The organism is Arenibacter sp. 6A1, assembly GCF_012272855.1.
Classification (GTDB): Bacteria; Bacteroidota; Bacteroidia; order Flavobacteriales; family Flavobacteriaceae; genus Arenibacter.
This window is the reverse complement of sequence record NZ_JAAXCQ010000002.1, coordinates 63751-88378: the sequence shown is the minus strand read 5'-3', so window position 1 is coordinate 88378 and position 24628 is coordinate 63751. Positions and strand designations below refer to the sequence as shown.

The following is a 24628-nucleotide window of genomic DNA, read 5'->3' as shown; positions in this document are numbered from 1 at the left end:
AGAGAGCAAAAATGTGTCAAAAACATTACTTATAACTTCTCGGCGCCAAAAACCGGGCCGTGGTAGTTTCAATGAGGTGCTCGCCACTGTACACGCCTATCCTTAGCTTGTCCTTGTCCCCGTTTAAGGCCGAATTATTTATTTCTATAAATAGTGTTCCTTCGGACAACCCTTGGGCCGGGACATCAAAATTTTCATGGGTAACCACTTCTATCTTTCCGTTGTGGGAAAGTAGTTTAAAACTAACATCGTCAATAGTTTTGGTAGTTTTATTCAGTAGTTTATAGGTGAACACATTGCTGATAATATTATTCTCTTTATGCTCGTACAATTGTCCTGGTAGGCGAAGAATATTTGCTTCCAGATCGTTCCTTAAAAAAAGCATTCCAGCTAAAATTCCAATTAGTATAAGCAGTACAGCACTGTATCCTTTTAATCTAGGGGTGAATTCAAAGGGGGTTTTCTTTTCTATATTTTCTTCACTAGCGTACCTAATTAATCCTTTCGGTAAATGAACGTTCTCCATGATGGTGTCACATTCATCTATACAAGCGGTGCAGTTAACACATTCTAACTGGGTGCCGTTTCTAATATCAATCCCGGTAGGACAAACGTTGACACATTGAAAACAATCGATACAATCCCCATGGCCCAGCGCCTGTCTGTCTTCTCCTTTTTTAAATTTTTTTCGTCCTTTTTCGGCTTCTCCACGTTTGTGGTCGTAGGCAACGACCACAGATTTGTTGTCGAGCAATACCCCTTGCATTCTTCCATAGGGACAGGCAATGATACAGACCTGCTCGCGAAACCAGGCAAAAACAAAAAAGAATACTGCGGTAAATATCAATAGGGACACCAAGGTGCTTATATGCCGAAATGGTCCCTGGCTTATATATAGTAACAACCTATCGCTTCCAATAAGGTAGGCTAAAAAAACATTGGCTATTAGGAATGAAATGAAAAAGAAAACAGTCCATTTTAGGGCTCTCTTTTTAATTTTTTCGGCATTCCACTCCTGTCTATCCAATCGTTTTTGTGCTCCTCGGTCACCATCTATCCAATATTCAACACGTCTAAAGACCATTTCCATAAAGATCGTTTGGGGACATAACCATCCGCAAAATATCCTTCCAAAAGCCACTGTAAAAAGCGCTATAAAAACAACCCCTATGATCATAGAAAGCACAAAGAGGTAGAAGTCCTGTGGCCAAAACGGGAGGCCAAAAATGTTAAAACGTCTTTCTAGAACGTTGAACATTAAAAATTGATTGCCATTTATTTTTATAAAAGGAGAGGCCAATAGAAAAAGCAATAAAGCATAACTAACATATTTACGATATTCGTACAGCGGACCGCTTGGTTTTTTGGGAAAAACCCAAGCTCTCTTTCCCTCTTTGTTGATCGTTCCTATTGAGTCCCTAAAATTTTCTTCCATGGCTAGTTGTTATCGCGCTCCTAAACGTGCTTTTAAATACTCTTTGTTATGGTTCTTCGGTCCAGATTTCTCCTTCTGGATCTTTAGGGTTTGCCGGCGTTTGCCCATGAAGCGAGTATACATAACTCGCTACCTGTGCTATTTCTAATGGTTTTAAGCTTTGTTTCCAGGCGATCATTCCTTTTCCGGCCCTACCGCCTTCGGAAATAGTGCTAAAAATATTTTTGATTCCGCCCCCTGTAATCCAATGGTCATCGGTAAGGTTAGGTCCTATTCCACCACCGCCATCGGCCATATGGCAGGCCACACAATTCGATTGGTAGATAGCTTCTCCAGCCTTCAGGTCCGAAGCTTCGGTTAATACTTCTACGGTAGAAGCATCGACCAAACCCTTGGCATTTTTCTTGTACTCGGCAATATCGATTTGGGCAGCAGCGACTTCTTTTTCGTATTCTACGTCCTGATTGTCACCATTGAAGATGTGATACCTGGCCATATAAACAATACCAAAAATGATGGAGGCATAGAACATATATACCCACCATGGCGGAAGGTTGTTGTCCAGTTCTTTAATACCGTCGTAATTATGGTCTAAAATTATCTCTGCTTCTTCTTCCACGGGTTTGTTACCGGTCATCTTGGCCAATAAGCGTTTAGCCCAGCCCCATTCGTAAGAGTTGGAACTAGTGGCCAAATACCGTTGCTGAGCCTCCTTAGAGAGGGTCTGGTACATGACATTTTCTATGGATCGTAGGATTAATTCTATCGCGATCAGAAGAAATAATACGAACAATAAAAAAAACAAGGTGATTGGATAGGCGATGAATGCAGGTTGGTCTCCAGATTCAATCGCAAATTCCATCAGTCCAAAGATGAGGAAGAAGATTACGGGGATTCTAATCCACCATGGCATATTATTTTTCATCTGTATTAGTTTAATGGGTTATTATCATCTTCTAGTGGGATGGCACTTACTTCAGAAATATGCTGTTTAGTAGCAGTAAACACCCACCAAAAAAGGACTGTAAAAAAAACAAAGAAGATTAATAATGAGATCATCGGATAGGTGGCTATTCCCTCAATGCTCTCCATATGGTTTTTAATAAACTTTAGCATAGTCTGTTAGTTTTGTGAAATTATTTCGTCGGTTTCTTTTATTTTGATGTCTGTTCCCAAACGCTGTAAGTAGGCGATCAGGGATACGATCTCCCTATTTCTCATTTCTACAAATTCCTCCCCGTTTTCAAGGGCGTATTTTTTGTCGGCCTCATATGTTTTGGCAAAATCTGGATCGGCATACAGGTTCTTTTCGATCTGGGTGGCCTGTTCGTCCATCCAATTTTCGGCATTGGCAATATCTTCTTCGGTATAAGGAACCCCAAGGTTAATCATGGCTTCCATTTTTCCTTGAATATTGCTGCGGTCGTGTTCGTTGTGCACCAACCATTGGTAGGCCGGCATTATAGATCCAGAGGAGGTGCTCTGTGGGTCGTACATATGGTTAAGGTGCCAGTTGTCCGAATATTTTCCGCCGACCCTTAATAAATCGGGACCTGTACGCTTGCTTCCCCATAAAAAAGGATGGTCGTATACAAATTCTCCGGCCTTGGAATATTCTCCGTAACGTTCTACCTCACTTCTAAAAGGTCTTACCATTTGTGAGTGACAACCAACACAACCTTCACGGATATATAAATCCCTACCCTCTAATTCTAAAGGAGTATATGGTTTTACACTGGTAATGGTCGGAATGTTCGATTTTACCAAGATGGTCGGTACAATTTGTATGACCCCACCTATTAAGATGGCAATGGTAGCAAAAATGGTCAATTGAATAGGCTTACGCTCTATCCAAGTATGCCAGGTTTCTCCGGCTGTTCTTTTCTTGGATACTCTGGTCAAGGCAGGAGCTTCAGCCAATTCGTCGGCTACTTTGGTGCCGCTTTTTATGGTCAGCGCTACGTTATAGATCATTACAATGGCTCCAAGGATATACATGCTTCCTCCAATGGCACGCATCCAGTACATTGGCATTATTTCGGTAACGGTTTCTAAGAAGTTCCCGTAAACCAAGGTGCCGTCCGGATTAAATTCCTTCCACATAAGAGCCTGCATAAACCCGGCAACGTACATAGGCAGGGCGTATAAAATAATCCCTAGGGTCCCTATCCAAAAGTGAAAATTGGAAAGTGCGGTCGAATACATTTTTGTCTTAAACATTTTTGGTACCAACCAATAGATCATACCAAAGGTCATGAAACCGTTCCAAGCTAAGGCCCCAACGTGTACGTGGGCAATAATCCAATCGCTGAAATGCGCAATGGCATTTACGTTTTTAAGGGAAAGCATAGGGCCTTCAAAAGTGGCCATTCCGTAGCCGGTAATTGCGACTACCATAAATTTTAAAACAGGATCGGTCCGTACCTTGTCCCATGCGCCTCTCAGGGTCAATAAACCGTTGATCATCCCTCCCCAAGACGGAGCAAGAAGCATAATAGAAAACGCTACGCCTAAATTTTGCGCCCAATCCGGTAAGGAAGAATACAATAAGTGATGCGGTCCGGCCCAGATATAAATAAAAATCAAGGACCAAAAGTGGACAATAGATAATCGATAAGAATAAATAGGTCTGTTGGCCGCTTTGGGAACAAAATAGTACATCAGCCCCAAGAATGGCGTGGTTAGGAAAAATGCTACCGCATTATGGCCGTACCACCATTGTACCAAGGCATCTTGTACTCCGGCATACACAGAGTAACTTTTAAAAGCACTTACTGGTAAGGACAGGCTATTAAAGATATGAAGAACCGCTACGGTGACAAAAGTGGCTAGGTAAAACCAAATGGCGACATATAAATGTCGTTGCCTCCTCCTTAACATGGTACCAATAAGGTTCCAGCCAAAGGCTACCCAGACCACGGTAATGGCAATATCTATAGGCCATTCTAGTTCTGCGTACTCCTTCGAAGAGGTATAGCCAAGGGGTAGGGTAATGGCCGCGGCAACAATAATGGCCTGCCAGCCCCAAAAATTGAAGTTGCTCAGGGCGTCACTAAACATTCTAGCCTTTAACAAGCGCTGAGTAGAATAATATACCCCGGCAAAAATGGCGTTTCCGATAAAAGCAAAAATGACGGCATTGGTATGCAATGGCCTAAGACGACCAAAACTCAACCAGGAAATACCATCGGTGATATTTGGGAATAGAAACATAAAGGCAAGGAGCAAGCCTACCGACATTCCTATAATTCCCCAGAACATTGTTGCATAGAGGAACTTTTTTACGATCTTGTTATCGTAATAAAACTGCTGTACTTCCATAAATTACAATTTTTGACTTTCTTTTATTTGGATTGATTTGTTTTCGGGTGTTTGTAGCTTTTTGTCAGGGTCGGTAACTAATTCGTCTTCAAAAAGCATGCGGACTGATGGAGTGTAGGAGTCATCGTATTGTCCGTTTTTTACGGAGAGTAAAAAAGCTGCAAAAAAAACTATGGCCACAATAATACTTAAGGTTAATAATAAATAAATAGCACTCATCCTTATTCTAATTTCGGGGTAAAACTACCGTGGCCATTTCTAAGAAAATATGACATTTGTCAGGTTTTAAATTTGGCGTCCTAAAAAGAAGGAAGACCAAGGGAATCAGCGTCCTCCAAAACCGCCAATTTTGCCTCTAAACAAGCCTTTCTGGAAAACAGAAAAAAATCACAAATTATTTATAAATGTATTTTTTACATGTTTTTTGGGGCGATCCCGAGGTTTTAAGGGAATTAAACTTCTAATGTCCTGTTAATTCGGGGGATAGAAAGTGAATTTTATGAAGGATTTATTAGATTTATTATTAGATTTGTGTCTTTTGAAAAAAAAATCAGCCTAGTAGGTTGATTTTTTTTCATCGTTTTGCCAATAAAATTAAATTCACAAATTGCATTAAAAAATGTTTAGAAAAACCGGTTATTTATTTTTGACAAGTTTGTTGTTGGCCAGTTGCCAGCAGAAAAAAGAAGTGGTGTGTACTCCGAGTGACACTGTTATAAATTATCCTTCAGGCGATTCGCTTGCCAATGTCCTTAAGTGGCCCGATGATTTAAAAATAACCGGTTTTTCTGGTCCCGATGTTAACCCTAGTCCAGCATGTATGGCAGTATCGCCTACAGGAGAAGTGTTTGTTGGGGTAGATATGATGGGGTCCCTAGGGAAAGATATGGGAAAAGGTTTCATAAAGCGTTTGGTAGATTGTAACCATGACGGAATTATGGATTCATATACTGAGTTTGCCCGTGTAGATAACCCTCGTGGTATTTTAGCTATTGGGAACCAGGTGTTTGTACTCCACACTACTTTTACGGAAGAAACTAAAAAAGCCAATAATATGGATTTGATAGTTTTTGAGGATGTAGACAACGATGGGGTGGCCGATGGTCCAGCTAAAGTATTGATCAAAAACATCAGTAACTCTAAATACCTGCAGGAAAGAGGTACAGACCATGCTACTAATGGTATTCAAATGGGTATTGATGGGTGGATCTATATCGCTGTGGGCGATTTCGGTTTCCACAATGCTACCGATGCAGAAGGAACACAGCTGACCATGTTAGGTGGTGGAATCGTAAGAGTACGCCCCGATGGAACAGGAATGGAAGTGTATACCCACGGTCTTCGTAATATTTACGATGTGGCTATTGACCCGTTCATGAATATGTTCGTTAGAGGGAACACCAATGATGGTGGAGGATGGAATATCCGTTTCTCTCACCAAATTCAATCTGCAGAATATGGATATCCTATGTTGTTCAAGCACTTTACGGAAGAAATTATTCCTGCTATGGCCGATTTAGGAGGAGGATCTGGAACAGGTGCTCTTTATATGAACGATGACCGTTGGCCAGCGAATTATAACAATGTGCCAATGATGGCCGATTGGGGAAGAAGCTATTTATATTTCCATAGAGTTACCAAAGACAAGGCTAGCTTTACCCAAGAAGTAGAAGATTTTATCCAATTGCCACAAATTACCGATGTGGATGTAGATGGTGGTGGTGCCATGTACCTATCTGCTTGGGATGGTGCCGGATATTCTGGTAGCCCAGATAAAGGGTATGTAGTAAGGGTAACCCCTAAAGATTTCAACTATGTGCCTCTTGAAAATGTAGCCGATATTTATTGGACCAATGATGTCGTTGCCTTGTTAAAATCTGGGAATGCCAAGACAAGACAAAGCGCACAATACGAATTGTTAAGAAGAGGCAAGGGTGCCGATGCCGTTTATAAATTGGCCAAGAATGCCGACTTGTCCCTAGAAGTACGTACAGCAAGTATCTTTACTTTTGCACAACTTACCGGAGTAGATGGTATAGAGTGTTTGGTAGCTTTGACCGAAGATGCCGCCGTTCAGGAATTTGCCCTTAGAGCTTTGGCAGACCGCAAAGAAAATATAGCGAATGTTCCATTAGAACCATTCTTAAAAGCACTTAAATCTGGTTCGGACCGTGTAAAAGCTGCCGCGATCGTAGGATTGGGCAGATTGGGAAGACAAGAAGCAGTAAATGACTTATTGGAAGTTGCCGTTCCTAAATCTTTTGTAGCACCAGAATTAAATACAGAAGGTCCGCATGCTACACCAAATTCTGATATCGTTCTACCGCATTTGGCAGTAAAAGCCTTGGTAAGCTTAAACGCTGTAGATGCTGCTGTTAAGGCATTGGATACGGATAAGAAAGATTTGGCCCTATGGACACTTAGATACATGCATAGCCCTGTAGCTGTTGATGGCTTAATAAACGCTTATGAGAACACTACAAGCCCAACGTATAAAAGAGCGTTATTGAATACACTGGCGCGACTTTATTTCCAGGAAGCAGATTACGATACTTCATGGTGGTGGAGTACACGTCCAGATACCCATGGGCCATACTACAAAACAGTAGAATGGGACGAGACCGCTAAAATCCGCGATTTTATGATGGCCGAGTGGGAGAAGGCTAGTGATAACGATAAATTATTCTATTCTGAGCTAAACGTTAAATATCGTTTGGCAATCGAGGATTTTGGGACGATAGAACAGTCAGCTCCAAAAGTAGATTTACCGGTGATGGATCTTGAGAAAATCAAGAACAAAAAAGGTCAGGTAGGAGAATCGTCTATCGAAGATATTATGTTAGCCCTTCAGGAGGTTAAAGGCGATGCCTCTAAAGGAGAAGCCATCTTTAAATCTCAAGCTTGTTTTACTTGCCACAGCTTAAAGAGTAGCGAGACTATGAAGGGGCCGTTTATGGGACAGATTGGTTCTATCATGAACAGAGAGCAGATAGCCGAATCGATTATTAAACCGAATGCGTCTATTTCTCAAGGATTCTCTACCGTACAGATAGAGACCAAGGGAGACGACTTCTATGTAGGGTTTATTACTCAGGAATCTGCAAGCGATCTAACGATTACGAATATCGCTGGTGTGCCTACCAAATTAAAGAAATCGGACATCGCTTCTAGGAAGGAATTGGAAACTTCTATGATGCCTGCCGGATTGGTGAATGCCTTGAGTTTTGAAGAATTAGCTTCTTTAATTGCCTTCTTGGAAAATCAGAAATAGGACTTTCCTAAGCCAATACATTTTATAAAATCACCCGCTTTTCTTACGTAAGAAGGGCGGGTGATTTTTTTTGTCCTATCTATTCTAAATCATAAATCTGCTAAGTTTTATCATTATAATGTGGGCGTTCCCTCCTTCGTCGGTCGGGCTATTGGCTATATCCCTTGCTCCGCTGCGGGGATGCCGCCGCTATCCCTAACGCAAGCGTCGCGTTTGTGCCCGTATAGCAAAGAATAGGGGGGCAGCAATAATTTTTAAAGATCCTATCTTTTATATATCGGCAAGTGGCTTGGTGCAGTCCGTTTACTTTTTAGTAGTCAACCTATATCAGGGACCATCATAACAAGTCTAACGGAAAATGCAACGATTTGCATTTGAAGTAAGGGGCCAGATGACGCGTTGTCCTTGGCTGAAACGGATTTCTTAAATAAGAAAAAGCACCAACAATCCGAATGGGAAGGGCATAGAGGTTTATTCATATAATAAGGACCTACTTTACCTATCGTTCAGCAAGGCCTGGAATAATTTTTTCCTATACGAAGGAGGCTTTTACGAGGGTAGTTTTTTGCCCAACAAATTGGTGGCTACCGTTGTAAACAAGACAATACTAATAGAACTTAGGGGCATTAATATCGCCGCTATAACAGCTTCTAACTGTCCGGTTACCGCAAAGTAAAGGCCAACCACATTGTACATGAGCGAAAGCATAAAACTAAGTCGTATAATACGAATGGCTTTTTTAGAAGCGGTAATATATTGGTACAAGTACCTTAAGTTTTTAGCGTCTAAAATACCGTCACAGGCCGGCGAAAAAACGTTGACATTTTCGGAAATGGCAATGCCTACATCACTTTGTGCCAAGGCCCCAGCATCGTTTAGGCCGTCGCCTAGCATCAGAACCTTTTTACGGTTGTCCTGTAGCCCTTGGATAAATTCCATCTTATCTTCGGGTTTTTGGTTAAAATAAAGTGGAGTGCCTTTTGGGGTCAGTCGTTCTAACCGTGCTCTTTCCCCGGCATTATCGCCAGATAAAATGGAAATATCCAAGGTTTGGGACATCTCCTGAAAGAGTTCCGCTATTCCTTTTCTATATTCATTGTGAAAAAGAAAACTCCCCTTATACACTTCGTTGGTACTGATGTGTACCGAGGTGGTCTCTAGGGTGTTGGTTGCTGTATACCCCACATAGTTGGCAGAACCTATTTTAATACGGTCCTGGGCTTTGGTACCCATAAGGCCTTGGCCAATGTTTTCTTCATAATCGTCTAAGGTTATAATATCATGGGCGTCTAATAAATTATAAAGAGAGCGGCTCAAGGGATGGTTTGATGATCGCAGCGTATTTTTTAAAAGGGATTCTTCCGCGGTCGTTAGTGCTATGCCTTCGTAGCAAATATTACTTTTTTTAGGAGCGGTGATCGTTCCGGTTTTGTCAAATATAGCAGTATCTATTTTTGCCAATTCTTCAATGGCACGGGTGTCCTTTAAATAAAGTTTCTTGCGTCCAAATATACGGAGCATATTCCCTAGGGTAAAAGGTGCTGCCAGGGCAATGGCACAGGGACAGGCAATAATAAGGACAGCGGTAAAAACATTGATGGCTTTGCTGGGGTCCATAACCAACCAATAGGAGGTAGCTATAAAAGCAATACTTAAAACAGTAATCGTAAAGCGCTTGCCAATGCTATCGGTAATGTTTTCAAAGCCGGTCGATTTGTCCTTGTCGAAGATGGCGTTGCTCCACAATTGCGTCAGGTAACTTTGGGAAACAGATTTTAACGCTTCCATCTCAATAGCGCTGTGTAACTGTTTGCCTCCGGCATATACCTTATCGCCCGAAAACTTATGTACTGGGTCCGATTCTCCCGTGACAAAACTGTAATCGATTCTAGCATTCCCAGAAAGAACAATCCCGTCGACCGGAATTAACTCTTCATTTCGGATAAGAAGCCGGTCGCCTTTTTTAATATCGTATACCTGTACACTAACTTCTTTGTTGTTTTTGGTTATTTTGGTGACGGCTATAGGGAAGTAGGATTTGTAATCGCGTTCAAAAGAAAGGTAGGAATAGGTTTTCTGTTGAAAAAACTTGCCCAATAATAGAAAGAAAACCAGGCCGGTAAGGCTATCAAAAAACCCCGCGCCCCAATCAAAGATAATTTCCGTGGTACTGCGTAAAAACAAGACTAAAATCCCCAAAGCTATAGGGACGTCCATATTTAAGATTTTAGCGCGCAGGCCCTTGTAGGCAGCCTTAAAATACCCTTGGGAGGCATAAAAGACCACAGGTAAAGAAAAGGCAAACATCAACCAGCGAAAAAAGCCCTTATATTGTTCTAGCCAAAACTCACCTACTTCAAAATACTCGGGAAAAGAAAGGAACATAACATTGCCAAAGGCAAAGCCAGAAATTCCCAATTTGTATAGTAAACTACGGTCGACGCCCTTTTTTTTGGGCTCCATGTCATCTAAGGAAATATAGGGTTCATACCCTATTCTCGAGAGTAAAACCACCAGTTCTTTGAGGGGTGCCAAGGTTTTATTAAAGCTAATGCGAACCGTTTTCTTGGGGAAATCTACCTGAGAACTGTTAATGGCAGGGTGTAGTTTGTTTAAATTTTCCAAGATCCAAATACAAGAACTACAATGAATGTGGGGGATGTAAAGGTTTATAATCTGTAGGGTGCCATCATTGAACTCCAAAAGCTTATCTAGGATAGGCTGGGACTCTAAAAAATCGTATTTCCCGGCTATTTCCTTTGGGGAAGCCCCTGCAGCGGATTGCAATTCGTAGTAGTAGGACAGGTCATTGGTAGCAAAAATATCATAGACCGTTTTACAACCGTTACAACAAAAATGCTTGTCCTCCTGCCTAATTGGACTGTTGCCGCAATCGTCCCCGCAATGAAAACACAATGTCTTAGCCATACCATATAAATTTAAAGTCGCAAAGATGTCATCAAAGGTTTTTAGAAAACATGACAACCGTCAGGTTTTAAAGAAAGCGCTTCCTTTAATTTTGTCCCATCAGCGAAATTTATAGCTATGAGTAGATGTGAAAATTGTATCATTCGCCAGTTTAATTCCCTACGCGCAATGAGTAAGGAAGAATTAAAAAAAGTGTCCGATACAAAAACAACCAAACTGTTTAAAAAGGGAGAGACCATTTTTGCGGAGAACGAGAAACTCAACGGAGTGTTTTGTGTGCGCAATGGAGTATCCAAACTTTCCAAATTAAGTCCTAACGGCAAAGACCAAATTGTAAAGTTGGCCTCTAAAGGGTCGGTCTTGGGGCAGCGCTCGGTGATCGTTGAAGAAATATCCAATCTTAGTGCCGTGGCCCTAAACGATATGGAAGCTTGCTTTATTCCCAAAAATGCTATTGTAAATACCCTTAATACCAATCCTAATTTTGCTGTGGAAGTACTTCGGCATATGGCCCACGATTTAAAGGAGGCAGACGACGTTATTGTCAATATGTCCCAAAAAACCGTAAAACAACGGGTTGCAGAAGCCTTTATATATCTTAAAAACAATTTCGGCGAGGATAAGGACGGCTACTTGGCCCTTACCTTATCGCGCGAGGATATCGCCAATGTCGTTGGTACCGCTTCCGAATCGGTCATCAGGATTATTTCGGAATTCAAAAAAAAGGGACTGATAAAAACCTTTGGAAAAAAAGTAGCTATTGTAGACCCCCAATCCTTAAACAATTTGGCCGAAGCTTTGTAGCACTTTTTTATTGTTGTATAGCAAGCTCTTGATTGCTGTGAAATACCCATTGGTCAGGGAGTAAAACCTGACTTAAGTCATAGTTTTAGGGAGCAACTTCTCCTAGTTTTACAACATTATTAGAGTCAAGTCTAAACATTTCCTAAAACAATATATTTTGAAAAACATATTACTGCCCACAGATTTTTCTGATAATTCTTGGAATGCCATAAAATATGCAATCTCTCTCTATAAAGAAGAAAAGTGTGTCTTCTATATCCTTAATACCTATACGCCCACCATTGCCCATAGCAGGTTTATGGCCATTTCTGACCATGAAAAAATGAGCAAGGACATTGTGCGTGCCAATTCTGAAAAAGGATTGATGAATTTGGTGTGGAAAATAAAAAGTAAGTACAAAAATGAGCACCATAGTTTCGTGACCATTTCTTCTTTTAATTTATTGGTCGATGAGGTAAAGAACATCATTGAAACCAAGGAGATCGATTTGGTTGTAGCAGGAACCAAAGGAGCTAGCCAAATCGAAGAAGTATTTATGGGAAGTAATATTGTACGGATGATAAAATCTATAAAAAACTGCCCGGTCTTGGCCATTCCCAGCAATTTTAAATTTAAAAGACCTTCCGAAATAGCCTTTGCTACAGATTTTAATAGGTTTTATACCGAGTCGGAGCTACGGCCATTGATAGAAATGGCAAGGTCTTTCCAGGCAACGATTAGGATCGTTCATGTACAGTACGAAATAAAAGCCCTTACGGAAGTACAGCAGTTTAATTTGGGCATGTTACGCAAGTATTTGGGAACGCTGCCCCATTATGTACACACCGTTTCCGAACTGAATTCGGTTTCCAAAACCTTGGAGGTCTTTGCCAATGAACTCGATATTCATTTATTGGCCATGCTTCATTATCCGCATAGCTATATGGAAAAAATGACCCGCGAACCTATTGTAAACAGATTGGCCTTTCATACTCAAATTCCCCTCTTGGTGATTCCAGAATTGGGAATGAATGCCAGCTGCTATTCCGTTAAGAAAGAAACCTCCGAAAACCCTTCACGAACCCTCAAAAAATAGGAGCGCTTAAATTTTAAAACAGAATTCCACGAGCGACCTATAAATGCGTTTATAGGGTAAGGTGGAAAAAATCGTGCCTATTTATGGGGTTCTGTAAAGCTTGTGATATTTTTTTTTGATACATTAGTAGTATCAACCCTTTAAAGAAAAATATTGGAAGTAAACAGGACATATACGGAACAGCATAAAATATTAGTGGCCACTGATTGTATCGTTTTTGGTTTTGATGAAGGGGTATTAAAACTATTGGTTTTTAAGCGAAGAATAAACCCTTTTATGGGCGAGTGGTCATTGATAGGGAGTTTTGTAGATGAAGAAGAAAGTGTTACCGAAGCGGCAAGACGCGTTTTACTACAGTTTACGGGATTAGAGAATATTTTTTTAAAGGAATTGAGGGCGTACAGCGATGTAGACCGCGACCCAGGGGCCCGTTGTATATCTATAGGGCAATATGCCCTGATTCGGATTAACGAATATGATAAGGAACAGGTAGAGCGGCATGGTGCCAAATGGTTTGCCGTAGACGAGCTTCCCGATATGGTATTAGATCATAATAGAATGATTTCCGATGCCTTGGACAGACTAAAGGAAACAGCAAGGCGGAAACCTTTGGGCTTTGAACTGTTGCCAGAAAAATTTACCATTCCACAATTGCAACAGCTTTACGAGGCCATTTACCAGAGAAGATTGGACGATCGGAATTTTAGAAAAAAATTACTGTCCTTTGGATTGCTCATTAAATTGGATGAAAAAGATAAAACATCTTCTAAAAAGGGAGCTTTCTTATACCGTTTTGATCATGATAAATACAAAAACTTAGAGGAGTCCGGATTTAATTTTGTCCTTTAAGGCATTGGTCAGAAACTTGTGCGTAAATTATTTAAATAAGAAGCTTTAAAGGGGGGATATCCCAAAAGCTTTTTTATCTTTGTCGTGTTGTGTTGTGTCTTAATGCAAATTAAGGCAAGGTTGTATTGTCGAAAGAAGCCAATTGTAGTTGGTTCGACATAAACCAGTGAAAGGCTTTCCATAAACGGAAGGCTTTTTTTGTTTCTAGGCAAAACATAAGTCTTTCCGTAACTACTGGCAACACCCAACTGACTCCTCGCTGTACATGCAAATTGTTGCATTTCCCTTTTTTGTTAATTGCTTATTGTGAATTGAAAACCCGCGTTAGGGATAGCGGCGGCATCCCCGCAGCGGAGCAAGGGATATAGCCAATAGCCCGCCCGACGAAGGAGGGAACGCCCAAAAAACCTTCCTACAACATCAACAAGCTCTAAGCTTTATTCTTCATTATCATATTCTCAAATTCATAGTAATGTTTTATCAAAACTTTATTTTATCGTACATTTATTGAAGAAGTAATAAAGGAAGCCAGCTATGCCTGTATATCATAAATTAGGACAGATTCCGTCTAAAAGACATACTATTTTTAAAAAGAAGGATGGGAGCCTTCATTACGAACAGCTGTTTGGCACCATTGGTTTTGATGGTATGTCTTCGCTGATGTATCATTTGCACCGTCCTACCATGGTAAAGGCGGTGGGGGAGAGCGAAGATGTTAGGCCCAGGGCGGCGGTAACCCATAATATAAAATCTAGACTGCTCAAAGGGTTTCAAATACAACCAGAAGCCGATTTTTTGGAGAGCCGTAAAACGGTTTTGTTCAACAATGACGTACATATTGTATTGGCCGCCCCACAGGAGTCTATGACCGATTATTTCTATAAAAATGCCGATGCCGATGAGCTGCTTTTTGTGCATAAAGGAAGCGGTGTCCTAAAGACAATGCTTGGGGAAATACGGTTTGAATATGGCGATTACCTTTTAATACCAAGAGGTATGATTTATCAGATTACCTTTGATACCGATGAAAATAGGCTTTTTATAACGGAATCCTATCACCCTATTTACACCCCAAAACGATATAGGAATTGGTTTGGGCAGCATTTGGAGCATTCCCCTTTATGTGAGCGCGATTTTAAGCTCCCGCAAAATTTGCAGTCGCATGATGAGCAGGGCGATTTTGTCATGAAAGTTAAAAAACAAGGGCAATTGCACCATTTGGTCTATGCTTCCCATCCTTTTGATGTGGTAGGCTGGGACGGGTATAACTATCCCTACGGATTTTCCATACACAATTTTGAACCTATAACGGGAAGGGTGCATCAACCGCCACCGGTACATCAGACTTTTGAGACCTCGGCTTTTGTGGTCTGTTCCTTTGTGCCTCGGATGTACGACTATCACCCGCAATCTATCCCTGCGCCATACAACCATTCCAACATAGATTCTGATGAGGTGCTTTATTATGTGGATGGGGATTTTATGAGCCGAAAAAATATAGATCAAGGCTATATTTCCCTGCATCCGGCGGGAATTCCACACGGGCCGCATCCGGGGACCTATGAAGCCAGTATAGGAAAAACCAAAACCGAAGAATTGGCGGTAATGGTAGATACTTTTAAACCCCTACAACTTACCCAAACGGCCATGGATATTGACGATGGTAAATACTATCAGTCTTGGCTAGAGTAGGCAAAGTCGCCTTTTTGCCCTTGTTCATAGCCCTGTCCAGAAGTAGGTGGAGGTATGAACAAGACAGCTAATGGCTTTTTCTAAAGTATATTTATGATTAAAGAGACGGCTTATGAGGTTGCCTGTCCTTTATTGGTGCATTACAAAATGGATTAATGAAGCGGCTAATTTTGCTGTTTGATGGTCTGGGTCGTATGTCGGATTCATTTCTGCGATATCCAAACTGATCATTTTTTTGGAATCGATAATATTTTCCAAGCACTCCAGGACCATATCGGGAGAAAATCCCATGGGCGATGCCGCACTCACTCCGGGCGCGTAGGCCGATGCGAATCCGTCTAGATCAATGGTGGTATAAATATAATCTACCCCTCTGATAAAACGTTCTAGTTTGTTTTTGGTATTGCTGAGGTGGTGGAGGTTAAAATGCTGCTGTTCTATATAGGACACATTAAGCTCCTTGGCCGTATCGAACAGGGTTTTTATGTTGGCATCCTTTCGGATTCCTAGGCACATATATTTGAATTTGGTGTTTTCTCGTTTACAATCTCGTGAGATTTGATAAAAAGGGGTGCCCGAATTATTGCCATTTTCATTGGAGCGAAGATCAAAATGGGCGTCAAAATTGATAATGCCCAGGGTGGCATTCTTGCCTTTAGTTGCCAAGAATTTTTTGATGCCGTTATAATGGCCATAGGCAATATCATGACCGCCGCCCAAAAGAATAGGGAAGGTGTTTTTGGCTAGTAATTGGGAGACTGTTTTTGCAAGAGACGTTTGGGCTTCTTCCATATTGCCCTCTGGGCAGCCTATGGTCCCTACATCTAACAGGGCAATTTCTTCCCCTAAATGGTTAGACATCTTTGCTAATTGCTGGCGGATGGCATCCGGGCCTTTGACAGCTCCTGTTCTTCCCTGGTTTCTGCCAACGCCCTCATCACAGGCGTATCCTAAAATGGCAAAGGTTTGGTCGGCATCAGGGAAGGTAGTATCCTTTTCCAGATTGCAGAGCGATACCTTTTCATGGAGGTAGTGTTTCTGGTCCGATGTTCTTCCGGTCCATGTTTCAGGATTTGTGGGAATATAGTGTTTCATATGCTGATTTTTATTGTTTTTTAACGGTCATACTTCGGCTGCGCTCGGTACAGGTATGTAATTCGCATATCTTTATTTGTATTTGGGACCAGTTCTTGGTCATGCTCATTTCACAGAAAAGTAGCCGGAATAATGGCGTTGAATTTTTAAATGAATATAAGCAATATTCATCTATGCTTAGGGCAAATTATATTGAATTTCTTCCAGATTCATCTGGAGGATTTAGGAGCATTTATAATATCATATTGAATGGCCTGGAGGATGAGTTGAAACCCTAAAATAATAGATAAGGTAACAATCATAATAGTCCCTGTTGGGGCAAAGGTATTGATAGAGGCGTAGTAAATCCACTCCCATATTCCGAAAATCAGGCCAAACATAAAAAGAGGGACGCCAAATAATAAGTATACCGATCCGATATTAAAATCGTACAGGAAGTATTCTTTTACGATCCTTTTTATAAAGGTTTTTGATAGTTGAAGGCTGAAGACAAAAGGCATTTGCCAAATTTTCATACTCGATTTTTCATCTCCGTAGATTGCGGGCATAGGAACATCCTTTATTTTGGCCTTTTCAAAATACAATTGTGCCAATAAGGAGGTTTCGAAGTAGTAACGGTTGGCAAGTTTTGAGAATTCTATTTTTTTCAATACTTCGGTTTTTATGGCGAAAAAACCATTGGTAGGGTCAAAATTATGCCAATACCCCGTGGCCGATTTGATAAGAAAGGACAAGCCTAAGTTTCCTATTCTACGGATGACGGGCATTTTTTGCAAGGCCTTCATATCTTTAAATCGATTTCCTTTTGCGACTGTTGCGTTCTGAGAAATTAGTGGAGATAACAATTCGGGAATATAATTTAAGTCCATCTGATCATCGGCATCTACCTTAATGACGATGTCTGCACCGATAGCCATAGCCTTTTCGAACCCTTTTTTTGTAGCGCCACCAACGCCTAAATTTATGTCATTCTCCAAAAAGCAGGGGGTCGTTTTGGGATTGATAATTTGCTCAATAGCCGCCTTTGGTATGGGAATTGGACTTTTATCATCTACAATGATGACCGTATGGATATAGTCTGGCAATTTGGAAACAACCCGTGCAATCTCCTTAAAAGCGTTGAAATACGGGATTACTACCACTATCTTATAAGAAAAATAATGTTGGTTATCCCTAGATGATTTTACCATCTGTATCCCTATATTATTGATTCTCTCGTTGCTGTAGTGCATATTTTAAATTTCCGTTTGCAAGCTTATGGTCGGTTACAAGCTTTAAAGCTTCCTTACAGGCCTTTATTGCTTTATGATATTGTTTTAGTTGGTTATAGGCAGAACATATATTATTATAGGCAGCGGCATTGGGGACTATGGCGATCGATTTTTTTGCAGCTGTGATACACTTCAAATAATTCTCCTCCTTGTAATACCTATAACTGAGGTTTATAAAATGTTCTGATAATTCCACTTTGTCCATTCCTTCGGTTGTCATCGCCAACCTATTTTTCCTTTCCAAAGCGTTTTTTAAATTATTCTTAGCCAGCTGATAGTCGGGCTTTAATTTCAATGCTTTTTCATAGGCTTCAATCGCTTCCTTATAATTCATTAAATAAAAATTGGCAATCCCAATATTATTATAGGCTCCTGGGTAATCAGCTTTTAGTTCCAGAGCCATTTTGGCAACACGGATGCAGTCCTCATAAAGGCCGTTATTGTAATATTTTAAACTCAGGTTTAAATATTTTTCCGGGCTAGGAGTGTTGGCTATTTCTGCTTCTAGTACCTTGTGTATAGATTTTTGATTGGCTGCAATAGCGATGTATTTATTGGCCAGGTGGTCCTTGGGACTTGTTTCTAAAATGCTGTTGGCAAAACTTTTCATGCCCTCCCAATCTTCAAGATGATGGTACGACTTTAAAATTAACTCATGGGTATCAAGAAAATTCGGTGATATTGCGATGGCCTTTTTTAAATTTACGATCGTCTTTTCAAAATCATTGTGTTGAAATAAGAAGCGGCCGTAGTAATAAAGGGATTTATGGCTATTGCTATTCAGGGATAAGGCTTTGTCAAAATATTCAATAGCCTTATCCTTATCTCCCGTGGCATTTTTTAAAATCCCCAAATTGATATAGATACTAGAATATGTGGGCGCTAGTTCCAAGGCTTTGTTAAAGGAGGTTTCAGCCTTGGTGTAATCGCCTGTAGCCATGAGCGCCAACCCATAGTTCATATGTCCCCTTCCGTTTTTTGGGCTTTTTTGGGTAACATCGTACCAGAGGCTAGTGTCGTCTTTCCACACTTTATTGCGCTGGTGTACCCCATAGGCATTGGCAAATAGAAAAAACAGTCCCAAAAACACCAAGGCGTTCATACCTTTGGTGGTAGCGATTAATCTAGGTAAGTAGGTTTCCAAGATGTATTTGGCTCCGAAAATAAAGGCTATGGTCAATCCCATATAAGGAATAAAACTCCGATGATCATTTAAAACTTCGGCAAACGGAAGTACCGAAGAAGAAGGTAAAAGGGCAATAAAGAACCAAAGCAGCCCAAAAGAGAATAATTTGGTCTCTCTTTTTTTAGAAGCTTTCAATGCCAAATAGAGTAATAGGGAGATAATTATGATTCCCATTATGGCCCGGTAATCTAAAATAGAATCAAAGACCACCCAATCGGTGTCTGCAGAAAGGTTATAGGGAATAAAAAAGGTTAGGATATAGTGGCATAGGACTAGCGGCTGGGTAATCAGATAATTATATCGGTTTGCTCCCCCTGGAGCAAAGGTGTCCGGTAGCATACTAAAGTAAAATACCAAAAAAGCAAGAGTCAGAATAAAAGAGGGAAAGACTTTGGCAAAAGACCGTAGGCATTTTTTAAACTCATGGGGCCTGTAAAAATGCAGAAGGTCTGCTTCTTCCTCAAAAATCAAAAAGTATAAAAATAATAAAGGAGAAAAGACCAGGGCCATTTCCTTGGCAAAAAAACCGATAAATGGGAAAATTAAATAAAGGTGCCATTTCCGCCATCTTCCACCACTTAAAAAGGCTGTAAATCCCAACAATATATAGAATCCGGCTATGATTTCCGAGCGTTGGATGATATAATTGACCGTTTCTGCATTGGCACATAAAAGTCCAAATACGGCAGCCACCAACAGTCCCCAAAACTGATTGTATTTGGAGAATTCTATTCGGTCTAATAATTTTTTTACAAAAAGAAGGAGGGTGGCACAGGTGAATAGGAAAAAAATAAAGATATGTATGTGAAAGGCCAAGGGGTGCAAGCCCCCGGCGATCTTATAATCGATGGCATTTTCCAAGGTGGTATAGGGCCGGTAAGATCGGTTGGAGGGGAGGGAACTAAAGGTAGTCACATCCTTGAAAAATGCCGAAACGTTAAGCTCTTTAATGGCGTGGTTATCTTCTATGGTATGGCTATCGTCAAAATGAAATCCGTTGTAGAAATGATTGGAGTATGCTAGGAGCATTACGGCAACCAAAAAGAAAGAAAGTAAAATAAAAATTGGATGCTTAAACGTATTTTGCTGGTTTCGGTCAAAACCGCTAAGCTGGTAAATAGAATATGTAAACTTTGAAAATAGATTTATCATAGTGTTTTATGATTTACAGATCTTCATTTTTTTAAGAGGAACCAAATAATTCTATAAAATTTAAATTAGTAGCATAACGGAATTATAGACGTGTATAGTATACGATTACCCCTTTTATTGTTAATACACTTTTCGAAATACAAAGCAGTAGGTGTCTGGGAATAGCTGTAAAAAAGGGAATAATATCACTGCTCCAACTTTTGTGACCATGCCCATTAGGAAACCTTGATTTTTATCTTGTTTTATTCTATCTGATATTTCAGATAAATTAATAGTTTTTAAAGGAAAGGAATCCTCTAACTTAAAATTGTTCTCCTTTGAAAACTTCAATAGTGTCTGTTTATTAAAGTAACTTAAATGGGGACTGTGAAAATTAAATTGCCACATCCTATTTAATAAAGATTTTATCCCAAAACGATAGGCAAGCCTGGAAATAAAATATATTAAACCTTCCTGTATCGGAACATTAATGATCAAAAGTCCATTTTCATGGAGCATAGCATAATTTGCTTTCATGATTTCTTTCAGCTCGGGTAAATGTTCGAAGACATCATTATAGGCTATAAAATCGTATTTTTTGGAGGACGAGATATCCTGTGGAAAAAAACCGTTATCTACGGAGAGTCCTTCTTTTTGGTAGCGGTCGTTAAAACGTGTTTCTGGCTCTATACCTTCGCAACGAATATCGTTATTTTTGCAAACCTCTAGGAACCATCCGTATCCAGGACCTACTTCTAGACCGTGCTGATGGAGTTGGGAATGCTGTTTGATAGAGGTAAGAATACGGTGAAAATTTTCTTTCCGTAAATTGATCAATGCTTTCTCCCTTGTCGTCTCGTTTAAATCAGAAACAAAACTTTTATTAAAAGTTGCATCGGGACAAAATTGAAAATCACATTCTGGGCACTGAAATACATTAAACTTAAGACGGTATTTCAATGTAGGCTTGGTGTTTTTACAAATAGGACAGGGCTTCATTTATTTATGCTGGTTGGTTAAATAAGTGGTCTGATTATAGAGAACGTATCCACAACCAAAAACGTATAAGAATTTACATTAGGAGTATATTATCCTTAAAAATAACAGCTTATCCTTACAACTCATAAGGCAGGAGGTCTTTTTTTTAGCGCCTAAGGATTTCCTTTCGCTATGAAGGGGAGGAGTTTCCAATAATTAAATTTGGAATTATCTTCAGATGTATCATCAATAGAATAGCCTCCAGATTCATCTGGAGGCTGAAGATGATTAAAACAATCCTTCCAGCAAATCGTCTTCCACCAAATTGGGCAGGGTAACTTTAAGGGAGGGAGTGCGGTCCATTTCTCTTTTTATAGCGAACAAGGCTTCTTTATTGCGGGCCCAGCTCCTTCTAGATATTCCGTTGTTAACATCGTAGAAGAGCATATTCTTTAATTTTCTGGAAGCTTCTTGGGATCCGTCGAGCACCATTCCAAATCCGCCGTTCATTACTTCGCCCCAGCCTACACCGCCACCGTTATGGATAGATACCCAGGTAGCTCCTCTGAAACTATCGCCAATAACGTTGTGTATGGCCATATCTGCGGTAAACTTGCTACCGTCGTAGATATTGCTGGTTTCCCTAAATGGGGAATCGGTACCGCTAACGTCGTGGTGGTCCCTGCCCAAGACTATTGGGGCTTCTATTTCTTTGTTGGCTATGGCTTGGTTAAAGGCATCGGCGATTTTTGCCCGCCCTTCGGCATCTGCATATAATATCCTTGCCTGCGATCCTACTACCAATTGATTGGCCTCGGCTTCCCTGATCCATTTTATATTGTCTTGCATCTGTTGCTGAATCTCTGGCGGAGCAACGGCTTTTATTTCTTCCATGACCTTTTGGGCAATGGCATCTGTTTTTTGTAGGTCAGATTTATTCCCAGAAGTACATACCCATCTAAAGGGGCCAAAGCCATAATCGAAACACATAGGCCCCAGAATATCCTGAACATAAGAGGGGTATTTAAAATCTATGTTGTTACTGGCCATAATATCGGCTCCGGCGCGGGAGGCCTCTAGTAAAAAGGCATTGCCATAATCGAAGAAATAAGTGCCTTTTTCGGTATGCTTGTTAATGGCTGTCACCTGCCTCTTTAGAGAATCCTGCACGGCTTCCTTAAAGGCATTCGGATCTTTGCTCATAAGGATGTTTGCCGTTTCAAAACTCAGGGAAACGGGGTAATACCCTCCCGACCAAGGGTTGTGAAGCGATGTTTGATCAGATCCCAGATGTATATAGAGTCCGTCTTCATAAAACCGCTCCCAAACCGATACGATATTCCCGATAAAGGCTATAGATACCACTTCTTTTTTGGCAACGGCCTTTTTGGCCCGTATTACCAAAGCGTCCATATCGTCTATAAGTTCATCTACCCATCCTTGGTCATGTCTTTTTTTTGCGGCCGCTGAATTCACCTCGGCGCAAATGGTGATACAACCTGCTATATTTCCGGCCTTGGGTTGTGCCCCGCTCATACCACCAAGACCGGCGGTCAGGAATATCTTTCCTGCTGGCGTTTCCCCCGCTTTGAGCACTTTTCTAAAGGCGTTCATTACGGTGATGGCCGTACCATGAACAATCCCCTGTGGCCCTATATACATAAAAGAACCGGCTGTCATTTGCCCGTATTGGGTGACGCCAAGGGCATTGTATTTTTCCCAATCGTCGGGTTGTGAATAGTTGGGGATCATCATGCCATTGGTAACGACCACCCTTGGGGCTTCTTTAGATGAGGGAAACAATCCCATGGGATGGCCAGAATAGAGGTGTAAGGTCTGTTCCTCGGTCATATTAGACAGATACTGCATGGTCAGCAGGTACTGTGCCCAATTCTGAAATACCGCCCCATTGCCACCATAGGTAATGAGTTCCTCGGGATGCTGAGCTACCGCTGGGTCCAGATTATTTTGTATCATTAGCATAATACTAGCGGCTTGGGATGTTTGTGCCGGATACTCCGATATCGGACGGGCATACATGGAATAGGTGGGCTTAAAGCGATGCATGTAAATACGGCCCAGGGAATTTAATTCCTCGGCAAATTCTATCGCAAGCTCTTGGTGCCATGCCTTGGGAAAATATCGAAGGGCATTGCGGATGGCCAATTTTTTTTCGTCCTTGCTCAGAATGTCCTTGCGTTTTGGCGCAGGGTTGCCATGATCGGGGTAGGTTCTTTTTGGGGGTAGTTCCGAGGGAATCCCTTGTAGTATCTGTGCTTTAAAATCTACTGTCTTCATCTGGTTTTGTTTAGGCTTCCTTATTTACTACTAGGGCTCCGTTTTTCCACACTTTTACAGGCGCCATCATGCCCTGTTGGTATAGTATTTCTTGATAATTATTAGTAGGAAAGGCTACGAAATCGGCCAATTTTCCCGGTACCATACTACCGCGATCGGAGATCCTAAGGGCATGGGCGGCCCTAACCGTTATTCCAGCCAGTACTTCGGCATTGCTCAGTTTTTCAAAGGTTCCCAGGACGGCGGCTTGCAGGAGTAAGTTCCCCATAGGGGCAGATCCCGGGTTCCAATCACTGGCGATGGCCACAGATGCGCCGGCATCCAATAATTTTCGTGCGGGGGTATAGTTGCATCCCAAGCCTAGGGAAGCTCCCGGTAGTGCTGTGGCTACCACATTGCTATTGGCCAAAAGCGCTATTTCTTGCTCGGTACTGGCTTCTAAATGGTCGGCACTCACAGCACCAAATTCTACTGCAACGGCACTGCCACTGGTAGAAAACTGATCGGCATGTACGGTAATATCAAAGCCCATTTCTTGGGCTTTTTTAAAATAAGGAGCAATTAGCGCTTTGGAAAAGGCCCCTTCCTCTATAAAGGCATCTATTCTGTTCGATAGGCCTTCTTCTTTTAGAATAGGAAATAGGTCATTGGCAATTTCTTCCAAATAAGCTTCGGGGGTTCCGTTATAATCTTTTGGGATCATATGGGCAGCCAAGCAGGTCGGAATCAAATCGGCGTCACAGTCGTTTTTTGCTGCTGCAATCGCTCTTAGCATCTTAAGTTCTTCGGCAACGGAAAGGCCATAGCCACTTTTTACCTCAATGGTAGTAATGCCTTGTTGTAGGTGTCGTCCAGCTCGTTCTTTAATGGTATCGGTTAGTAAGGAGGAGCTTGCTTTTCTGGTTTGGGTAACGGTATCCCAGATGCCGCCGCCAGCCTTGGCAATTTCTAAATAGGTCTTTCCAGAATTGCGAAGCGCATAATCCTTGGCACGGCTGCCTCCGAAGCAGATATGGGTGTGCGAATCGATAAGCCCGGGCATGCACACCATCTCCGAGGCTATAGGAACTATTGCCGCTTTTAGGGGCACAGCTTCCTTCTGTAAGTCGGCATACGATCCTATGGCATAGATTTTATCCTTGTAGGTTATGATGCCGCCATTTTCTATAATAGTAAGTTCCTGGTCCGATAAGGCACCCTTTAATGGCAGTCCGTGCATGGTCAGAAGTTGTTTAAAAGGCCCTATAAGTGTATAATTGTTCATGTTAAATCTTTTTCGTTTTTCCCTATTCCT

At 41.2% G+C, this 24628-nt stretch carries 17 protein-coding genes; 5 read left to right on the top strand and 12 right to left on the bottom strand.

Annotated features, from left to right (window positions below; translation table 11 throughout):
• Positions 1–25: 25 nt before the first annotated feature.
• Genes ccoG through ccoS form a run of 5 tightly spaced genes read right to left on the bottom strand, consistent with a single transcriptional unit; the run spans position 26 to position 4975 of the window.
• Positions 26–1435, bottom strand: coding sequence for a cytochrome c oxidase accessory protein CcoG (gene ccoG / locus HCG49_RS01875; RefSeq protein WP_168467873.1), 1410 nt, complete (start codon positions 1433–1435; stop codon positions 26–28).
• A gap of 46 nt (positions 1436–1481) precedes the next feature.
• Positions 1482–2360 carry a cbb3-type cytochrome c oxidase N-terminal domain-containing protein gene (locus tag HCG49_RS01870; protein ID WP_168467872.1) on the bottom strand — a complete coding sequence of 293 codons (879 nt, stop codon included), beginning with the start codon at positions 2358–2360 and terminating at the stop codon, positions 1482–1484.
• 5 nt (positions 2361–2365) lie between these two features.
• Positions 2366–2551, bottom strand: coding sequence for a CcoQ/FixQ family Cbb3-type cytochrome c oxidase assembly chaperone (locus HCG49_RS01865; RefSeq protein ID WP_168467871.1), 186 nt, complete (start codon positions 2549–2551; stop codon positions 2366–2368).
• 6 nt (positions 2552–2557) lie between these two features.
• Positions 2558–4756 (bottom strand): cytochrome-c oxidase, cbb3-type subunit I, encoded by a 2199-nt coding sequence (ccoN, locus tag HCG49_RS01860; protein WP_168467870.1) that lies wholly within the window; start codon positions 4754–4756, stop codon positions 2558–2560.
• Positions 4757–4759: 3 nt separating this feature from the next.
• Positions 4760–4975 carry a cbb3-type cytochrome oxidase assembly protein CcoS gene (ccoS, locus tag HCG49_RS01855; protein ID WP_168467869.1) on the bottom strand — a complete coding sequence of 72 codons (216 nt, stop codon included), beginning with the start codon at positions 4973–4975 and terminating at the stop codon, positions 4760–4762.
• A 400-nt stretch (positions 4976–5375) separates the two neighbouring features.
• Here ccoS and HCG49_RS01850 point away from each other — a divergent pair, with 400 nt between their 5' ends.
• Positions 5376–8027: a PQQ-dependent sugar dehydrogenase gene (locus HCG49_RS01850; RefSeq protein WP_168467868.1), complete on the top strand. Its 2652-nt coding sequence runs from the start codon at positions 5376–5378 to the stop codon at positions 8025–8027.
• 549 nt (positions 8028–8576) lie between these two features.
• On the opposite strand, the gene HCG49_RS01845 is transcribed toward HCG49_RS01850, so the two are convergent.
• On the bottom strand, positions 8577–10955 hold the full coding sequence (locus HCG49_RS01845; protein WP_168467867.1) for a heavy metal translocating P-type ATPase: 2379 nt from the start codon (positions 10953–10955) through the stop codon (positions 8577–8579).
• Between the two features lie 168 nt (positions 10956–11123).
• Between HCG49_RS01845 and HCG49_RS01840 the strand changes: the two genes are divergently transcribed.
• From HCG49_RS01840 to HCG49_RS01825, 4 genes are all read left to right on the top strand, one after another.
• Complete coding sequence (locus tag HCG49_RS01840) at positions 11124–11759, top strand: Crp/Fnr family transcriptional regulator (protein WP_168467866.1); 636 nt, start codon at positions 11124–11126, stop codon at positions 11757–11759.
• A 157-nt stretch (positions 11760–11916) separates the two neighbouring features.
• Positions 11917–12834, top strand: a complete 918-nt coding sequence (locus HCG49_RS01835; protein ID WP_168467865.1) for a universal stress protein — start codon at positions 11917–11919, stop codon at positions 12832–12834.
• 153 nt (positions 12835–12987) lie between these two features.
• Complete coding sequence (locus tag HCG49_RS01830; RefSeq protein ID WP_205764324.1) at positions 12988–13683, top strand: NUDIX hydrolase; 696 nt, start codon at positions 12988–12990, stop codon at positions 13681–13683.
• A 534-nt stretch (positions 13684–14217) separates the two neighbouring features.
• On the top strand, positions 14218–15375 hold the full coding sequence (locus HCG49_RS01825; protein ID WP_168467864.1) for a homogentisate 1,2-dioxygenase: 1158 nt from the start codon (positions 14218–14220) through the stop codon (positions 15373–15375).
• A 129-nt stretch (positions 15376–15504) separates the two neighbouring features.
• Here the strand turns inward: HCG49_RS01825 and hutG are convergent, their stop codons facing one another.
• The 6 genes from hutG to hutI form a co-directional block, all read right to left on the bottom strand.
• Positions 15505–16470, bottom strand: coding sequence for a formimidoylglutamase (hutG, locus tag HCG49_RS01820; RefSeq protein ID WP_168467863.1), 966 nt, complete (start codon positions 16468–16470; stop codon positions 15505–15507).
• Between the two features lie 209 nt (positions 16471–16679).
• Positions 16680–17702: a glycosyltransferase family 2 protein gene (locus HCG49_RS01815; RefSeq protein ID WP_168467862.1), complete on the bottom strand. Its 1023-nt coding sequence runs from the start codon at positions 17700–17702 to the stop codon at positions 16680–16682.
• Positions 17674–20079, bottom strand: a complete 2406-nt coding sequence (locus HCG49_RS01810) for a tetratricopeptide repeat protein (RefSeq protein WP_168467861.1) — start codon at positions 20077–20079, stop codon at positions 17674–17676. Before HCG49_RS01810 ends, HCG49_RS01815 begins: the two co-directional genes overlap by 29 nt.
• A 120-nt stretch (positions 20080–20199) precedes the next feature.
• Positions 20200–21057, bottom strand: coding sequence for a class I SAM-dependent methyltransferase (locus HCG49_RS01805; RefSeq protein ID WP_205764323.1), 858 nt, complete (start codon positions 21055–21057; stop codon positions 20200–20202).
• 267 nt (positions 21058–21324) lie between these two features.
• Entirely contained in the window at positions 21325–23334 is a 2010-nt protein-coding gene (locus tag HCG49_RS01800) for a urocanate hydratase (RefSeq protein ID WP_168467859.1), read from the bottom strand.
• A 10-nt stretch (positions 23335–23344) separates the two neighbouring features.
• Entirely contained in the window at positions 23345–24598 is a 1254-nt protein-coding gene (gene hutI, locus HCG49_RS01795) for an imidazolonepropionase (protein WP_168467858.1), read from the bottom strand.
• Between the last annotated feature and the right edge of the window lie 30 nt (positions 24599–24628).

What these genes read in the sequence shown, in the direction of transcription:
- HCG49_RS01845 (WP_168467867.1), bottom strand. Translation starts at nt 10,955, where the DNA reads ATGGCTAAGACATTGTGTTTTCATTGCGGGGACGATTGCGGCAACAGT.
- HCG49_RS01840 (WP_168467866.1), top strand. Translation starts at nt 11,124, where the DNA reads ATGAGTAAGGAAGAATTAAAAAAAGTGTCCGATACAAAAACAACCAAA.
- ccoN (WP_168467870.1), bottom strand. Translation starts at nt 4,756, where the DNA reads ATGGAAGTACAGCAGTTTTATTACGATAACAAGATCGTAAAAAAGTTC.
- hutG (WP_168467863.1), bottom strand. Translation starts at nt 16,470, where the DNA reads ATGAAACACTATATTCCCACAAATCCTGAAACATGGACCGGAAGAACA.
- HCG49_RS01810 (WP_168467861.1), bottom strand. Translation starts at nt 20,079, where the DNA reads ATGATAAATCTATTTTCAAAGTTTACATATTCTATTTACCAGCTTAGC.
- HCG49_RS01805 (WP_205764323.1), bottom strand. Translation starts at nt 21,057, where the DNA reads ATGAAGCCCTGTCCTATTTGTAAAAACACCAAGCCTACATTGAAATAC.
- ccoG (WP_168467873.1), bottom strand. Translation starts at nt 1,435, where the DNA reads ATGGAAGAAAATTTTAGGGACTCAATAGGAACGATCAACAAAGAGGGA.
- HCG49_RS01870 (WP_168467872.1), bottom strand. Translation starts at nt 2,360, where the DNA reads ATGAAAAATAATATGCCATGGTGGATTAGAATCCCCGTAATCTTCTTC.
- HCG49_RS01865 (WP_168467871.1), bottom strand. Translation starts at nt 2,551, where the DNA reads ATGCTAAAGTTTATTAAAAACCATATGGAGAGCATTGAGGGAATAGCC.
- HCG49_RS01825 (WP_168467864.1), top strand. Translation starts at nt 14,218, where the DNA reads ATGCCTGTATATCATAAATTAGGACAGATTCCGTCTAAAAGACATACT.
- HCG49_RS01800 (WP_168467859.1), bottom strand. Translation starts at nt 23,334, where the DNA reads ATGAAGACAGTAGATTTTAAAGCACAGATACTACAAGGGATTCCCTCG.
- hutI (WP_168467858.1), bottom strand. Translation starts at nt 24,598, where the DNA reads ATGAACAATTATACACTTATAGGGCCTTTTAAACAACTTCTGACCATG.
- HCG49_RS01815 (WP_168467862.1), bottom strand. Translation starts at nt 17,702, where the DNA reads ATGCACTACAGCAACGAGAGAATCAATAATATAGGGATACAGATGGTA.
- ccoS (WP_168467869.1), bottom strand. Translation starts at nt 4,975, where the DNA reads ATGAGTGCTATTTATTTATTATTAACCTTAAGTATTATTGTGGCCATA.
- HCG49_RS01850 (WP_168467868.1), top strand. Translation starts at nt 5,376, where the DNA reads ATGTTTAGAAAAACCGGTTATTTATTTTTGACAAGTTTGTTGTTGGCC.